The sequence below is a fragment of the Mycobacterium heidelbergense genome, from assembly GCF_050205645.1.
Lineage (GTDB): Bacteria > Actinomycetota > Actinomycetes > Mycobacteriales > Mycobacteriaceae > Mycobacterium > Mycobacterium heidelbergense_A.
Map to the genome: position 1 here is coordinate 161,330 of NZ_JBNMQT010000003.1, position 14,998 is coordinate 176,327.

Annotated in this window: 15 protein-coding genes; 9 read left to right on the forward strand and 6 right to left on the reverse strand. The window is 65.0% G+C overall.

The features are described from left to right. Positions 1-80: 80 nt before the first annotated feature. A complete protein-coding gene (locus tag ACQI5H_RS04125; RefSeq protein WP_427078127.1) occupies positions 81-1,565 on the reverse strand; it encodes an MFS transporter in 1,485 nt (494 codons plus the stop codon). 65 nt (positions 1,566-1,630) lie between these two features. Here ACQI5H_RS04125 and ACQI5H_RS04130 point away from each other — a divergent pair, with 65 nt between their 5' ends. Further along, complete coding sequence (locus ACQI5H_RS04130) at positions 1,631-2,242, forward strand: hypothetical protein (RefSeq protein WP_427078128.1); 612 nt, start codon at positions 1,631-1,633, stop codon at positions 2,240-2,242. Here ACQI5H_RS04130 and ACQI5H_RS04135 read toward each other — a convergent pair. The 5 genes from ACQI5H_RS04135 to ACQI5H_RS04155 form a co-directional block, all read right to left on the reverse strand. Further along, positions 2,236-3,048, reverse strand: a complete 813-nt coding sequence (locus tag ACQI5H_RS04135; protein WP_427078129.1) for an SDR family oxidoreductase — start codon at positions 3,046-3,048, stop codon at positions 2,236-2,238. The two genes, ACQI5H_RS04130 and ACQI5H_RS04135, sit on opposite strands and share 7 nt — an antisense overlap. A 120-nt stretch (positions 3,049-3,168) precedes the next feature. Beyond that, positions 3,169-3,888, reverse strand: a complete 720-nt coding sequence (locus ACQI5H_RS04140) for an MBL fold metallo-hydrolase (RefSeq protein WP_427078130.1) — start codon at positions 3,886-3,888, stop codon at positions 3,169-3,171. A 22-nt stretch (positions 3,889-3,910) separates the two neighbouring features. Further along, entirely contained in the window at positions 3,911-4,651 is a 741-nt protein-coding gene (locus tag ACQI5H_RS04145) for an SDR family NAD(P)-dependent oxidoreductase (RefSeq protein ID WP_427078131.1), read from the reverse strand. A 13-nt stretch (positions 4,652-4,664) separates the two neighbouring features. Further along, positions 4,665-4,892 carry a hypothetical protein gene (locus ACQI5H_RS04150; RefSeq protein WP_427078132.1) on the reverse strand — a complete coding sequence of 76 codons (228 nt, stop codon included), beginning with the start codon at positions 4,890-4,892 and terminating at the stop codon, positions 4,665-4,667. Positions 4,893-4,954: 62 nt separating this feature from the next. Then, a complete protein-coding gene (locus ACQI5H_RS04155) occupies positions 4,955-6,094 on the reverse strand; it encodes an amidohydrolase family protein (RefSeq protein WP_427078133.1) in 1,140 nt (379 codons plus the stop codon). A gap of 137 nt (positions 6,095-6,231) precedes the next feature. On the opposite strand from ACQI5H_RS04155, the gene ACQI5H_RS04160 reads away from it, so the two are divergent. The 8 genes from ACQI5H_RS04160 (at position 6,232) to ACQI5H_RS04195 (ending at position 14,987) form a co-directional block, all read left to right on the forward strand. After that, positions 6,232-6,612: a DoxX family protein gene (locus ACQI5H_RS04160; RefSeq protein ID WP_427078134.1), complete on the forward strand. Its 381-nt coding sequence runs from the start codon at positions 6,232-6,234 to the stop codon at positions 6,610-6,612. A 143-nt stretch (positions 6,613-6,755) separates the two neighbouring features. Next, entirely contained in the window at positions 6,756-7,430 is a 675-nt protein-coding gene (locus ACQI5H_RS04165) for a helix-turn-helix domain-containing protein (protein WP_427078135.1), read from the forward strand. Positions 7,431-7,612: 182 nt separating this feature from the next. Further along, positions 7,613-8,791 carry a flavin-containing monooxygenase gene (locus tag ACQI5H_RS04170; protein WP_427078136.1) on the forward strand — a complete coding sequence of 393 codons (1,179 nt, stop codon included), beginning with the start codon at positions 7,613-7,615 and terminating at the stop codon, positions 8,789-8,791. Positions 8,792-8,833: 42 nt separating this feature from the next. Beyond that, positions 8,834-9,511, forward strand: a complete 678-nt coding sequence (locus tag ACQI5H_RS04175) for a class I SAM-dependent methyltransferase (RefSeq protein WP_427078137.1) — start codon at positions 8,834-8,836, stop codon at positions 9,509-9,511. A gap of 98 nt (positions 9,512-9,609) precedes the next feature. Beyond that, on the forward strand, positions 9,610-10,353 hold the full coding sequence (locus ACQI5H_RS04180; RefSeq protein WP_427078138.1) for a helix-turn-helix domain-containing protein: 744 nt from the start codon (positions 9,610-9,612) through the stop codon (positions 10,351-10,353). 557 nt (positions 10,354-10,910) lie between these two features. Further along, positions 10,911-12,266 carry an FAD-binding oxidoreductase gene (locus ACQI5H_RS04185; protein WP_427078139.1) on the forward strand — a complete coding sequence of 452 codons (1,356 nt, stop codon included), beginning with the start codon at positions 10,911-10,913 and terminating at the stop codon, positions 12,264-12,266. A 399-nt stretch (positions 12,267-12,665) separates the two neighbouring features. Next, positions 12,666-14,240: an aldehyde dehydrogenase family protein gene (locus ACQI5H_RS04190; protein WP_427078140.1), complete on the forward strand. Its 1,575-nt coding sequence runs from the start codon at positions 12,666-12,668 to the stop codon at positions 14,238-14,240. A gap of 420 nt (positions 14,241-14,660) precedes the next feature. Then, positions 14,661-14,987, forward strand: coding sequence for a hypothetical protein (locus ACQI5H_RS04195; RefSeq protein ID WP_427078141.1), 327 nt, complete (start codon positions 14,661-14,663; stop codon positions 14,985-14,987). Positions 14,988-14,998 lie beyond the last annotated feature (11 nt).

Consider the following 14,998-nt stretch of genomic DNA (forward strand, 5'->3'; position numbering starts at 1 on the left):
CGACGACCGTATTCGAAAGCCGCTGTGCGCCATGCCCACACATCGAGACAGACGGCGCTCCATTACCGCCATTGCCCGAACTACGCGGCGTCGCGCGTGCTCGTGGGGCGTCTGGTGCAGGGCTGCTGGCACGCGTGGTTGATTCCCGGCAGCACCTGGCTAGTGATGTCGGCCCCGGAGCGGATGGTCAGTAACGAGGTGATTGCGCCGATTACGCAGACGGCCGCGGTGATGGCCATCGCGAGCGCGAAGTCGGCGCCGAGCGGCTGACCGGGGCCTGCTCGGATTCCGGCCGCGACCGGCAGGACGGCGATCGCGATCAGTCCGGCGATGCGCGCAATGGCATTGTTGACGCCCGACGCGGTCCCGGCATAGCTGTCGGGTACCGCCGAAAGAACGGCTGCGGTAAGCGGCGCGACGGTGATGGCCAGGCCGACGCCGAACACGACCACAGCAGGCAGCACCGCAGCCAGATACGTTGCCGCGGGCGCGATTCGCGTCATCAACGCCAGGCCGGCCGCGGCAATCAGCGGGCCGACCGTCATGGGCAGCCGTGGTCCGGTGCGCTGCGCGAGCGCGCCGGCCCACGGGGAGCCGATCAGCATGATGATCGTCAGGGGCAACATCGACAGGCCGGCCGCGAGCGCGGAGTAGCGCAGGCTTTGTTGCAGCTGCAGGGCCAGCAGGAACAAGGCTCCGCCGACTGCCGTGTAGACGGCCAAGGTGGTGAGGTTGGCGCCGGTGAATTGCCAGGAGCGAAACAGGTTTAGGGGCAACAGCGGTGACCGCGCACGCGCTTCGATCAGAGGGAAAGCGACCAACGCCGCGGCGCCGACGGCGGCGGCGGTCACCGTCGCCAACGTCCAACCGCGGGAAGGAAACTCGATCAGCGCGTAGATCACCCCGGCCAGGCCGACCGTGATTGCGGCGGTTCCGAGGATATCAGGGCGGCCGCGCACCGTCGGATCGCGGGATTCGCTGACGTGTCGGCTGGCGATCCACCCCACCGCCACGGCGAGCGGAACATTCAAAAAGAACACCCAGCGCCACGAGGCCGTATCCACCAGCCAGCCGCCGATGAACGGGCCCAGCGCCGTTGTCACCCCGGACATCCCCGCCCAGACCCCCACCGCACGGCCCCGATCCTCATCGGCGATGCCGGCGTCGATCAACGCGAGGCTCCCGGGAACCAGCGCCGCCGCACCGACGCCCTGAACCAGCCGAGCGCCGATCAGCCAGCCGATGGTCGGCGCGACACCACACCCCAGTGACGCGGCGGTGAAGACGACCAATCCCGCAACGAAGATTCGGCGACGGCCGTAACGATCCCCTGCGGCGCCCCCGGCGAGCAGCAACGCACTCAACGTCAGCAGGTAGCCATCGAGGACCCACTGTTGACCGGTCAAGCCCGCACCCATCTCGCGCCCGATGGCCGGCAGCGCGACGTTGACGACAGTGCCGTCCAGCAACGCGATTCCCGAACCGAGGACGGCCGCGGCAATCAGCCAGCGCGCGCCCGCCGTCGCCAATGGCAGCTGATGTGGCGCGCTCGCGGGCCTGTCCACGATGCCGATTCTGCGCCATTCGGCAGCCGCAGCAATTCCCGGGATCGAGGGTCTACCATCTCGGCATGCCGATTCTCGGGGACGCAACCGTTGTCGCCGCGCGAGTGACAAGGTCGACGTCCAATGCCCTGCGGGTTCAGCTCACGACTCCCGAGGGCGCCGAATTGGGGCAAGCAAAGCAAAAAGGCGGCGCCGCCGTCTTGCTCGGATTCAAGAACGGGGGCAAGAGCGAGTACACGCTGTCCAGTCCCGCGGGCGAGGAATTCCGGATCGCGGTAGCGGGAACCACCACGATCACCAAGGACAACACGCCGGTGGGAAGGATCGTGCCGGCCGACGGCGCGGCGCGGTTCGAAGATGGCGGCGGCACCGTCCTGGCGGTGGTCCAGCCGCACACCGGATTCAAGGCCGACAGCGCCTGGCATCACCGGTTGTTATCGCCCTCCGGCCAGGAACTCGGCGTCCTCACCCTGATGACGGTTCGGACCGGTTGGCGGGATATCGAAGAGACGGCCTATCAATTGCTGCTCGACTACAACGTCACCAGCCTGAAAGCGCCGTCGGCCGGTGCAATGCTCCAACTCGGCGCGCCGGTCGCACCAGAGGTGGGCGACGTGTTGGCCGCGGCGTGCGTTGATTTCTCGGTACTGCCCCGCGGATACATCGCCGGTCAGTGATAACCCGGCAGATCCGGCACCCCATCGGCGGTCAGCCAACCGCCGCCGTCGACGACCAGCGTTGCGCCCGTTACGTAGGACGCCGCATCACTGGCCAGGAATAGCACCGCTTCGGCGATCTCGGTGGTCGAGCCGGGCCGTCGCAGCGGGTTTCGTGCGGTGCGCTGGCGATCGTCACCGGCGATTCGCTTGACTCCCTCGGTTCCCGACATCGCCCCGGGCGCAACGATATTCACCCTGACCCCGTCGGGCCCCCATTCGATCGCGCAGGTGCGGGTCAGCGCGTCGACGCCGGCCTTGGCCGAAACGACGTGCGCCTGTAGGGCCATGCCGCGGTATTGGATTGCCGCGCTGATGTTTACGACGGCGCCGCCGTGATCGCGCAGCCATCGGTCGTACGCCACCTTCGATACGTTGAACGTCCCCAGCAGGTCGATGTCGACGACGGCCTTGAATCCGTTGGGGCTCAGGTCGCTGATCGGGACGGGAAAGTTTCCCGCGGCGTTGTTGACGACGATGTCGAGTTGACCGAACGTGTGCAGCACTTCCTCGACGACCGCCGTGACCTCGTCGTGGCGGCGCACGTCGCAGACGCCGTAGACGGCGTCGATCCCCTCTTGCCGCAACGCCCCGACGGCCTCTTGAAGGTTGGGTTCCTTGCGGCTGCAGATGGCGACGCGGGCGCCGTGGCCGCCCAGCACGCGCGCGACCTCCAGGCCGAGCCCGGTGGCGCCGCCCGTGACCAATGCCACCTTCCCCTGCAGGATGTCGTCGCAGAACGGGCTAAGGCGGTTGGTTGCGCTCACCGGCCAACTAGAACACGTTCTAATTCGCATTGGCAAGCACGTCGCCGTCGCGCCGAGATTGCCGTCATGGTCGTGGTCTAAGCCCTAATCACAGCCCTCACGGCAATCTCGGCGGCCAGCTCAACCGCCCATCCCCGCATATCCCTCGGCGAGGCCGCGTAACTGCGCGGCGCCGTCGCCGGCGAAGGAGGCGCCGTGCATCACCGCCAGGGTCGTGGGCTGCAACTGCGCCAACTGCTCGAGCGTGGGTCCCAGATTGGGGGTCAGCGCGGTCGCATGGAAAGTCGCCTCCGCCTCTAAAGCCGGTGCGACGCAGTCGGATTCGGTGAGCGCGGGGCATTGACCGGTGTGGGTGAGCAGATCGCCGGCCAGCAGCGTGGAGGTTGTCTCGTCGAACCAAAGCCCGCTTTCCCAGTTGTGTGGCACGTGTGGGGTGGGGATGAATCGCAGTCGATGAGCGCCGATATCGTGCACGTCGCCGGCGACTACCGGGGGCCGGTCGCACATGTCGTTGAGCGAGAGCATGCACGCCAGCGGCCCGTGAATGACCTCGGCCTGCGGCGCCGCGGCCAGCAGCGTGTTCATCGCCCCGCACTCGTCGGCCTCAACGTGGGCGAACGAAATCCAGCGCAGGCGTTGCAGTGGTATCACCTTCGCGATGGCCGCGGACACCAGCGGAAAGAGCTGCCGCATCCCGCAGTGGAACAGAAATGGCTGCTCCCCGGTCAGCAGGAACTGGTTGAACGTGAACCCGTGTTCGGTGATGCCCGGTACCCACGTGGAAAACCGGTAGACACCGTCGGCGATTTCATCGACGGTGGTTTGGAGCTCGGTACTCATCACAGCAGGCTACGCCGCCGTGCTAGCCGGCACCCTTGCCGTTGTCGACCCGGTAGACGGCTCCATGGACGGCGACCGCGGCGTCGCTGGCGAGGAAGGCGATCACGTTCGCCACATCGAGGGGCTGCATCATCCCGCGCGGCGAGGCGGTGCGCATGATCAGGTCGTAGTTCGGGTTGTCCGGCGCGCTGAACTGTTCGAGTTGCGGTGTGAGCATGCCCCCGGGGCACACCGCGTTGACCCGCAGGCGATCCGCCGTGTACTCCACCGCCAACGCACGCGTGAGCCCGATCAGTCCATGCTTGGCCGCGCAGTAGCCGGCCGAATACGCCTGGCCTTCGACCCCGGCGATGGAGCCGACGTTGACGATGTTGCCGCCCCGCTCCAGCAGATGGGGCAGCGCGGCCCTGCACAGGTAATACGGCCCGTTCAGGTTGACGCCGAGATCTTGCGCCCAGTCGTCGTCGGTCATCGACTCCGTTCGGCGCATCCGGTGCTTGCCGGCGATGTTGACGAGGACGTCCAGTCCGCCGAACTCGCGAATGCACTGCTGCACCGCGTCCCGACAAGCCTGCGCCACAGCAACATCCACCGATGCGTACGAACCACGCTGCACATCGGCGAACACCTCGGCCAAGCGTTTTCTGTCCCGACCGATACCGAAAACCGTTGCGCCCTGGCGGGAAAACAGTCGAGCCGTCTCGGCTCCCAGGCCCGACGACGCGCCGGTCACCAGTGCGACCTTCCCCTGCAGTGCCGACATGGCTGTCCTTGTCCTAGCGCCTCAATAGGACCGCGACGCCCGGCGGCATGCGCTTGGCCCGGAAGCTCTGGCCGAGTCGGCGCGCGGTCAGCAACAGGAGCAGACTGATTGCCAGCCTCCCCAGCGCGATCCGACTCGTTCGCTTCCTCCAGGTTGACGGCGTCGAGCCCACGCGCCGGCCGAAATAGTAGCCGACGCATGCTGCCATCGCGAGAGCGGCGATTGCCGCGAGCACCGTCATCATGACGAGCGTGCTTCGTCACCGTCGCGGCGAGGTCACGCGCGAGGCACAGCTCAGCCGCTCTATCGGTTGAGCAACGAGTCGACGTTGGCGTGAAAGAGACCGGGCATTTCCTGTCCCTCGCAGCCCATCCGCCGGTAGTCGTCCAGCGGCGTCGATGTCCCCTCGGAGTGCGGGTAGTCGCTGCAGAACATGAACACGTCGCCGGCCATCTGGGCCAGCTGCTTGGGGTTCTCGTATGAGAAGGAGGACACCCGGACGTGGTCGAGAAAGTACTCGCTCGGTCGCCGGGACAGTTTCGCGACCGGCCTGCCGTTGAGCTGGGCGGTGAATGCGGACGCACCGTCCAACAGCATCAGAAACTGCGGCACCCAGGAGGAGCTGAGCTCGACGACGCCGAACCGTAAACCTGGGTGACGGTCGAACACGCCGTGCAGGATCAGATCGGACAATGCCAATGCCGGGGGCACCCATAGGAATACGGCCTCGGTGGCGGGCACCAGATCCTGCACCGGATCGTCTTGATACCAGCAATCGTCGAAGACCCGGACCTGATCGGCCACGTGGAAGACCGGCGTGACGGCGTGGTCGACGAATGCGGACCACATCCGGTCATGGTCGGGGTGCGAGAGCTCCCGGCCGTCCACCGGCCCGGCGCCGATCATGGCCAGCGTGATCCCGGCGGCCGCCAGCGTGTCCAGCTCGGCCTCGAGCCACTCCGGGTCGCGCAACGTCAGATGCGCGACGGCATGCAGTCGACCATCGCCTTCGGCCTGCACGACCGCACACCACCGATTCCATGCCGTCATGTTGGCGGTCATCGCCGGAAGCGTCGGCGAAAGGCGCCGCTCCCAGAGCAGTCCGAAGTTAGGGAACAGGACCGCCTCGTCGAGTCCCGCGCCGTCGAGCCAGCGAAGCCGCGCCGCGGGCTGCCAGTAGGCGGCGGGCAACGCGTCGTCGTACCGATAGGAGGGCGGCTTCCCGGCCCGTTGACGGTTGCGGTGCTCCCCGCAGGATGCGGTGTTGCCGGGAAGGTGGACGTCGGCAAGGGCGAGGTGAGCGCCGTGCCAGCTGAGCCAGGTGTAGCCGAGTTCGTCATCGACCAGGCTCAACGCGTCGTCGCGCGCGCCCGGGTCGATATGGTCGGCCCACAGCGACCGACTCTCGTAGAGATGCTGGTCCGAGTCGACGATGCGAGTCACATCGCCAGTTCTCCCACCGCCGCCGTGCCGCGTCAAGGCCGTCACAGACGGCTACCACGATCGCGCGCCCAAACTCGCGGGAATGAAACCGGACCGTAGTCCGATTATGCTAGAAGCCCTCGTCAAGGAAGGACCTCATGAATACAGCACTGTGGATCATCGCCGTCGTCTTAGCAGCCGTTTTCTTTGGCAGCGGTTCGGTGAAGCTGGTCGTACCCAAAGACAAACTTGTCACGTCTGGTCAGGGCTGGGCGCTAAACGTCAACCCCAACAGCCTCCGGCTCATCGGAGTCGCCGAAATACTTGGCGCCGTTGGGTTGATCGTCCCTCCGCTGGTGCACATCGCTCCGGTCCTCGTCCCACTCGCAGCCATAGGACTGGCCCTTGTGATGGTGGGCGCGACCGTAGTCCACGCTAGACGCAAAGAGATCCCCAACGTAGCGGTCAACATGGTGCTGCTGGCGCTGGCCGTGTTCGTGGCCTGGGCCAGGTTTGGTCCGCATTCATTCGCGTCTTAAAAGTCTTCAGGATGCGGTGGCAGGCAAACGTCGACCTTGCCGGCGGCCGCATCCAGTGCTGAACAAAGTTATTTGTTCTCGATATTTGGCATAGTTTGCAGAGCATAAAGGGGTCGATGGTGGACCAATCTGAATTGGATCGATTGACCGATCGTATGGCCAGCGGTAAACGTGCGGCCACGGGCGGCTCGTTTCACAATGACGGTCGCGGGGTCATCGAGAGCGCATTCGAGCTGCTAGATCACGTGGGCGCGTTGGAACCGGTGCGGCTGCTGGACCTGGCGAATGCGACCGGGATACCGCGGGAGACGGTGCGTCGACTGCTGCAGCAGTTAATCGCAGTCGGGGCGGTCAGTCGCGAAGGCACCCACTATCGGCTCGGTGCGAGCCTATTGGGGTTGGGTTCGCAGGTGAGCCCGGAGCGTCGATTGCGGGTGGCCGCCCGACGGCCGATCGCCGAACTCGCTACCGCCACCGGCGCCGCCGTTCAGTTGTCCGCACTGATCGGCGGTGAGGCGGTGTACCTGGACGCGGTGGAGGGTCGGAGGCCGGTGGGATTCCTCGTTGAACCCGGAGCTCGGGTGCCGCCCCAATGTGTGTCCTGGGGGGCCTATAAGGCATTGGGCGGCGGGGCACCGATCGTGGATGCCGGTGGGGTGGTGGCGGGCGTGAGTTGTGTCGCGGTAGCGATTCCGCTGGGGGGCAATGCGGCGGCAGCGGTGTCGGCGCTTGTCGCGGGCCCGCACCCTCCGTTTGGACTGCTAGCTGCCACCAGGGCCACCGGTGCCCGAATCGCCAGCCTGCTTCGTGCACCGTGAATTACTGATCAGCGAAAAACCCACTCAGTGGGCAGCGGTTTTGCCTCTTGGCCCGTGGCTTCATAACGTCACAGGCGTGGACGGACACAACGGGCCGCTCGCCAGTTCGCCAACTGTTGCGGCGCAGCGGCTTTCATTTGGCGCGAATTGGCCGGGCCAATCGAGCGGGAAGTGACAAAAGGATGCCCCAGCGGTCGGTTGTGATTGTAGGTGCCGGTCCAGCGGGGATTTCTGCCGCGTTGAGCCTGAAAGACAAGAGAATTCGGTCCCTGATCGTCGATCGGGCCGACGCGGTGGCCGCGTCGTGGCGCGGTCGGTATGACCGGCTAAGGCTCAACACCGGTCGACAATTTTCCCATCTGCCCGGGCGGCGATACCCGAGAGGGACTCCGCTCTATCCGACCCGCGACCAAGTCGTGGCGCACGTGGACCGGCATGTGCGCGAGGATGGCATCGAGCTATGGCTCAACACTACGGTTGAGCGCATCGACCGGCATCACGCGGGATGGCGGCTGACTACCTCGAACGGCGACCTCGACGCCCGAATCGTCGTGGTCGCAACGGGTTACGAGCACACGCCCTTCATCCCGAACTGGCCGGGCGTCTTCAGCGGTGAGCTATTGCATTCAAGTCGTTATCGAGACCCGGCGCCGTACGCTCACAAGCGCGTGCTGGTTGTCGGCTCGGGATCGTCGGGCATGGAAATCGCCCACGACCTGATCACAGGCGCAGCGACCAAAGTGTGGCTCTCGGTGCGTACTCCACCAAACATCTTGCCGCGCAAAGGGCCTGCGGGTCTGCCCAACGACGTGGTGTCCATTCCGTTGTTCCACCTGCCTTCGCGGATGGCCGACCGGATCTCTGCCGCCGCGCGCCGCCGCGCGTTCGGTGACCTCAGCGAATTCGGTCTGCCCGTTCCTGACGAAGGCCCCTTCACGAAAGCCCGCCGGCTACATGCCGCGCCAACAGTCATTGACCCCGAGGTCGTTGACGCAGTGCGCGACGGATCTGTCGAGGTGGTTGGAGCGGTCAGCGAGCTCGAGGATGCGAAGGTGGCGCTGGCCGACGGTACACGGATCCAGCCCGACGTGATGATCTGCGCGACGGGGTATCGGCCGGGCCTGCATCCGTTGGTCGGACACTTGGGGGTTCTCACACCTGCTGGCGTACCACTCGTGCTGTCGCCGTTGCCTGCCGCCGACGGCCTGTACTTCCATGGTCTGCTGAGCCGCCCCGCGCTAATTGGCTATGTAGCTAAACAATCACGAAAGCTGGCCAAGCGCATCTCGCAAGACCGCCCCCCGCCGTACTGCCAGCGCCGGCCCGCGGCACTGGCCGAGATGCCGCCGGGGACCAGATAACTGCGATAACGGCACCTAATAGTCACGACACATAGGAGAAATATGTCATCCCAAATCATGGACTGGGACAGTGCTTACCGCGAGCAGGGGGAATTTGAGGGCCCGCCGCCGTGGAACATCGGTGAGCCGCAACCGGAATTGGCGGCGCTGATCGCGGCCGGCAGGTTCCGCAGCGACGTGCTCGACGCCGGATGCGGGTTCGCCGAACTGTCTCTGACCCTGGCCGCGCAGGGCTGCACCGTCGTCGGCATCGACCTCGCGCCCACCGCCGTCGCAGCGGCGACCAAGGCGGCCGCCGAGCGTGGCCTTACGACCGCCAGCTTCGCCCAGGCCGACATCACCTCGTTCACCGGTTACGACGGTCGGTTCAAGACGGTGGTCGACAGCACGCTGTTCCATTCGTTGCCGGTCGAGGAGCGCGACGGCTACCTGCGCTCGATCCACCGCGCGGCGGCCCCGGGGGCCGGCTATTTCGTGTTGGCGTTCGCCAAGGGCGCCATCCCCGCGGAGTGGGAAACCAAGCCGAACGAGGTCGACGAGAACGAGTTGCGCGCCGCGGTGAGCAAGTTTTGGGAGATCGACGAGATCCGGCCCGCCTACATCCACGCGAACATTCCCCCGGACGCGGACGGGCCGCCCGAATTTCTACAGCGCGACCGCGACGAGAAGGGCCGCATGAAGATGCCTGCCTACCTGCTGACGGCGCACAAGGCCGGCTGACGCTCTCGATCGTCGAGTCGGCGTCAAGCAGTGGGTCAGGCGGTGCCGATGCCCGGGCCTAAAAGGGGTCCATGGTGGGCCAGTCCGACTTGGGTCGCATGACCGGTCGTGTGGCCAGCGGTAGATGTGTGGGCGCGGCGTGCGGCTCGTTTCACAACGACGGTCGCCGGGTCATCGAGAGCGCGTTTGAGCTGCTTGGTCACCTGAGTGCGTTGGAGCCGGTGCGGCTGGTCGATTTAGCGAATGCAAGCGGGATACCGCGGGAGACGGTCCGTCGAATGCTGCAGCAGTTAATCGCAGTCGGGGCGGTCAGTCGCGAAGGTATCCGTTATCGGCTCGGCGCAAGCCTGCTGGAGCTGGGCGCGCAAGTGGGCTCGGAGCGGCGATTGCGGGCGGCCGCCCGGCGACCGATCGCCGAACTCGCAACGACCACCGGTGCCGCAGTGCACTTGTCCGCGATGATCGGCGGTGAGCTGGTGTACCTGGAAGCGGTGGACGCCCGGGTTCCAGTGGGATTCACAGCCGAACCCGGAGCTCGGGTACCGCCGAGAACCGCGGCCGCGCGCGCCCACACCGAATTGGGCAGCACCGCACCGATCGTGGACCCCGGCGAGGTGATAGCGGATCTGAGTTGTGTCGCGGTAGCGATTCCGCTGGGCAACGGCGCGGTGGCGGTCGTATCGGCGCTTGTCCCGGGACCGCGACCGCCGCTCGGAGTGTTGGCTGCCACCAGGGCCACCGGCACCCGGATCGTCAGCCTCCTGTTTCCGCCGCGCGACCGGGACGACAAGGGCCGGATGAAGTTGCCGGCCTACCTGCTGGCGGCGCACAACGCCGGCTGACGCTCTGGATCGTCGCGTCGGCGTCACCCGCGTCCGGGATAACTTCGTCGACATCATCGGTGAACAAAAATTGCTTGTTCTCGATCGGCATAGTTTGCTGTGTTTGCGCGTTGAACCCTGCGATGTCATGACGATTACGGTGGCATCAGAGCATAGGCATCGGTGATGCGCGGCGCGCCTGTTTAGTGTGCCCTCGGATCGTTTCCTTCTTCGTGTACCGAAAATTGGTGATCGGCGAGAAAAGCTCACTCAGTGGGCGCAGCCTGGCCGTCGGCGCAATCGCTTCTTAACGTCAAACGTGTGACGGGAGCGAGTGCGGAAGATTGGCGCGGAAATATTACTGGCGCAGTTGGAATTCAGGCTGTGGATTGTATTTTCGACTCTCCCATCGCCGTGATGCACCGGTGTGGGAAGCGCTTGCCCGGCGCGCCAATGACATGACGCCGCGGTACTTCCGTTGCCGTCATGAGTCGCTGGCGGCACTGCAGCGCGCTCGAAGCCGTCGCGTCAGGACGGACCTTCTTGCTCGACGTCGTCGTCAACCCTTAGGAGACAGATTGAGTACAACCGATGTGATAACCGCAGCCGCTGACGACCTGGCGAGCCGGATAGGTTCAGCGCAGGTGCAGGTGCCCGATGGCGCGCCGTTGGTCTGGAATGCAGCGGTGCAACATCGTCCGGCATTGCTCGTACGGCCCCGGTCGGCGGGCGACGTACAAGAAGCCATCCGTGTTGCGCGTGACCGGGGGATGCGGCTCTCGGTGCTCGGCGGCGGCCACGACTGGCTGGGTCGCGCTGTGTGCGACGGCGGTCTGGTGATCGACATGTCCGGGATGCGAAGTGTCGCAGTCGATACCCGGGCCCGGGTCGCGACAGTGGGAGGGGGTGTCATTGCGACTGACTTGATCGACGCGGTCACGCGGTACGGGATGGTTGCCGCCACCGGTGTCTGCGGTGCCGTTGGTATGGCCGGCTTGACCCTTGGCGGGGGCTACGGGCCGCTCAACGGGCGGTTCGGACTTGCCTTGGATAACCTGCTCGGCGCCGAGGTCGTCCTGGCGGATGGTCGAGTCGTCACAGCCGATGCCACACATGAGCCGGAGCTGTTCTGGGCCCTGCGCGGTGGTGGCGGGAATTTCGGTGTGGTCACCTCGATGCGTGTGCGGTTGCATCCGGTGGACCGCTTGATTGGCGGGATGATCATGTTTCCATGGTCGCAGGCCGCGATGGTGTGGCGTGGGCTAGGCGAGGTGATGTCGACAGCGCCTGACGAGCTGACCGTGAATAGTGGACTGCTGGTTGGCCCAGACGGCAGTCAAGTGGCCTTCCTTGCACCGGCCTTCAGCGGCGACCTTCGTGCAGGCGAAGCATCCGTCGCTGCGCTCATCGCGCTGGGGACGCCCCTGAGCAGCGACGTCGGGCCCATGACCTACGGCCAAATGTTGCCCCTGTTTGACCAGGCGTGCATCGGTGGACGGTACTGGGCGGTTCGCACCCGCACAGTCGCCGGCTACACACCCGGGGTCATCGATGCGCTCGTCGAGGCCGGGCGCACGGCGACCTCTCCGCCCAGCGCCATCTTCATCCACCACTGTCACGGCGCATCGACTCGCATCGCGCCAGACGAGACCGCGTTCGCCAACCGTCGCGAACATTTCGTTTTCGAAATCGCCGCCGGCTGGCAGGAAGGCGACGGCGCCCGTCATCGCCCCTGGGCCGACGCGCTGTCGGCCGCGCTTGCACCGCACGCACTTCCCGGCGGCTACCAAAACCTCCTTGGACCCGATGACCACGATCAGATCGCAAATGCCTACGGCGAGAACGGCATCCGACTCACCGCCGCAAAAACACACTATGACCCCGACGGTGTCTTCACCGCCATTCCGCTTCCCAGCGTCGGCCAGAAGGAGTGACCGAATGTCGTACATTGTCGATAGTCACCACATCACCATGTCGGTGAACGGCGCGCAGGAGGATGTGGACTTCCACGTCAACGTGCTCGGGCTATGGCTGATCAATCGGACGGTGCTGTCTGACGGGACCCGAACAGGTCGCTGCAGCCGTCGTGGCTGCCGTGCAGCGCGGTCACGGAGACGTGTACCTGCCAGTGCGCCTGACATTTCTCCATCGGGTCCTGCGGCTGCTGCCGACCTGTTGGAGTGAGTGGATGCTACGCGTCTCCAAGTTCGACAGACTGATGGCCAACGCGGTGCACTCCCCCGAGCGTAGTTCCTACAACGCACGAATCAACAACGCCGGCTGAATGATTCATTCCGCCGATGCCTTTCACCACACCGGAAAGATCACCGAAGATGACAAGCACAGCACATGCCAACCACGCCGAGACCCAGCGGCAACTAACCGTGAGTTGTCCGGCCACCGGCGACACCGTCGGCTCGGTGCCGGTGCATTCGTCCACGGATGTCGTGGCAACTGCGACGAGACTGCGTGCGGCGCAACCGCGTTGGGCTGCACTTGGTGTGAATGATCGCGCGAAGTGGCTCGGCAGGTGGCGAGACTGGATCTTCGACCACAGTGACGAACTGCTGACGTTGGTGCAGCTGGAATCGGGCAAATCATGGGGCGACGCCAACATTGAGATCCTGGCCGGTACACAGACCATCAACTACTGGTCAGACAACGCCGCAAAGTTTCTCGCCGACCAGTCGGTCAGGCCTTCGGGCCTGGCCAACATCGCGAAAAAGGTTGTGGTTAGCTACCATCCGCACGAGTTGGTCGGGGTTATCACTCCGTGGAACTACCCGCTCGCGATGCCATTGCTGGATATTCCGGCTGCATTGATGGCCGGCTGCGCGGTCCTGTCCAAGCCCTCGGAGGTCACCCCGCTGGCATGGCAGCGCGCGGTACAGGGCTGGAAAGACATTGGTGCGCCCAATGTTTTGGACCTCGTCACCGGCGCGGGCGACACCGGGGCCGCCGTGGTTGACGCGGTCGACATGGTGATGTTTACCGGCTCGGTGGTGACCGGTCGTCGGATCGGCGTGCGCGCCGCCGAACGACTCATTCCCTGCAGCCTGGAGCTGGGCGGCAAGGACGCGATGATCGTGTGCGCGGATGCCGACCTCGACCGCGCGGTCGATGGCGCGACCTGGGGCGGGTTCTTCAACGCGGGCCAAACCTGCATATCCGTCGAACGAATCTACGTCGAAGCCCCCGCCTATGACACCTTCGTCAACAAACTCGTCGAACGGGCTAACGCCTTGCGACAGGGAATGGACCGCAGCCGCGATTACTCCGTCGATGTGGGGGCGATGGCCACCGAGCAGCAACTCTATACGGTGGCTGCCCATGTGCAGGACGCGGTTTCGAAAGGCGCCAAGGTCCTTGCCGGTGGCACCGCGGCCGACGAGGGGTTGTTCTACCGGCCCACCGTGCTCGTCGATGTCGATCACTCGATGGCCTGCATGCGCGAGGAGACCTTCGGCCCGACGCTGCCGGTGATGAAGGTCAGGAACGCCCAACACGCGGTCGAATTGGCCAACGATTCGATTTACGGCCTGTCGGGCAGCGTCTGGACCTCAGACAAGGCCAAAGGCATGGCACTGGCCCGGCAGATGAACGCGGGAGCGGTGAACATCAACAACGTCTTCATGAACGTCTTTCAATTCCCGGCCCCGATGGCCGGTTGGTCAGAGTCCGGGATCGGTGCGCGTAACGGCGGCGCATCGGGCATACGCAAGTATTGCAAGACCAAAAGCATTGTCGCCGACCGAGTGTCGCCGAAGAAGGAACTCTTCTGGTATCCATACACGCCGCGTAAGGGCCGGGTGCAATCGCTTGCTGCGCGGCTACTGGGAGCCAAAGACTGGCGGCGCCGCTTCAATCGACGGAACCTAATGTCGACTCGCGAGACTTCGGCGCAGTAGCGTGGTTTGAACTAAGCCACATATTGGATTTCAGCCGGGTTGCGCGTCGAGGAAGGCGTGCCAATGCTGAAGGACTCATTGGGTGTCCGCAACCAGACGCCCAACGGCGCTCAGACGTACATCTCGTTAAACCTCGAGAACCTGCCGCCGCACAGATTGTTACGATCGCCTCTGGCGTCCGGGCGAGGGCAACTCCCGTGCGATCCATCCGGTGCGGTAGCGATTCCGCTGGGCAACGGCACTGTGGCAGCGCTGTCGACGATCGTCGCGGGACCGCGACCGCCGCTCGGACTGCTCGCCGCCACCAGGGCCACTGGCGCCCGTATCGCCGGGCTCCTTCGTACACCGTGAATTGGTGATCCAGCCCACTCAGTGGGCACAGAGTGGCCGCTTGTCGACCCGATTCTTAACGTCATGGGCGTGACAGCCACGAATCCTAAGGAAAATGGCTCAGAGGTAGGTACTGCAGGAGCTGTCAGAATCTCAAGGCGACAAAGCATTCTGGCTAAAACGTCGTTGCTGAGCCGGCGCCCAGGCTGGGACCACCTACGCGACCGGCTGGAGTGTGAAATTAACGTCGGTTCAAAACAATTCGCGATGAGCGTACGCACAACCGCACCTGATGCCATCGACTCGGCGCGGGTAAGCGGGATCGTCAACAAGAACATCGTGAACCGGCCAGCGCTTCGGCTGCGCCTCGTCAAGTTCAAAGAAGTAGCAACGCGCATGCGCCCGTATAGCCGTTAGCGATATCCGTT

Bases quoted from the DNA above. Each gene is read 5' to 3' on its own strand.
- ACQI5H_RS04130 (WP_427078128.1), top strand. From the start codon at position 1,631: ATGCCGATTCTCGGGGACGCAACCGTTGTCGCCGCGCGAGTGACAAGG.
- ACQI5H_RS04140 (WP_427078130.1), bottom strand. From the start codon at position 3,888: ATGAGTACCGAGCTCCAAACCACCGTCGATGAAATCGCCGACGGTGTC.
- ACQI5H_RS04145 (WP_427078131.1), bottom strand. From the start codon at position 4,651: ATGTCGGCACTGCAGGGGAAGGTCGCACTGGTGACCGGCGCGTCGTCG.
- ACQI5H_RS04150 (WP_427078132.1), bottom strand. From the start codon at position 4,892: ATGACGGTGCTCGCGGCAATCGCCGCTCTCGCGATGGCAGCATGCGTC.
- ACQI5H_RS04160 (WP_427078134.1), top strand. From the start codon at position 6,232: ATGAATACAGCACTGTGGATCATCGCCGTCGTCTTAGCAGCCGTTTTC.
- ACQI5H_RS04170 (WP_427078136.1), top strand. From the start codon at position 7,613: ATGCCCCAGCGGTCGGTTGTGATTGTAGGTGCCGGTCCAGCGGGGATT.
- ACQI5H_RS04175 (WP_427078137.1), top strand. From the start codon at position 8,834: ATGTCATCCCAAATCATGGACTGGGACAGTGCTTACCGCGAGCAGGGG.
- ACQI5H_RS04180 (WP_427078138.1), top strand. From the start codon at position 9,610: ATGACCGGTCGTGTGGCCAGCGGTAGATGTGTGGGCGCGGCGTGCGGC.
- ACQI5H_RS04190 (WP_427078140.1), top strand. From the start codon at position 12,666: ATGACAAGCACAGCACATGCCAACCACGCCGAGACCCAGCGGCAACTA.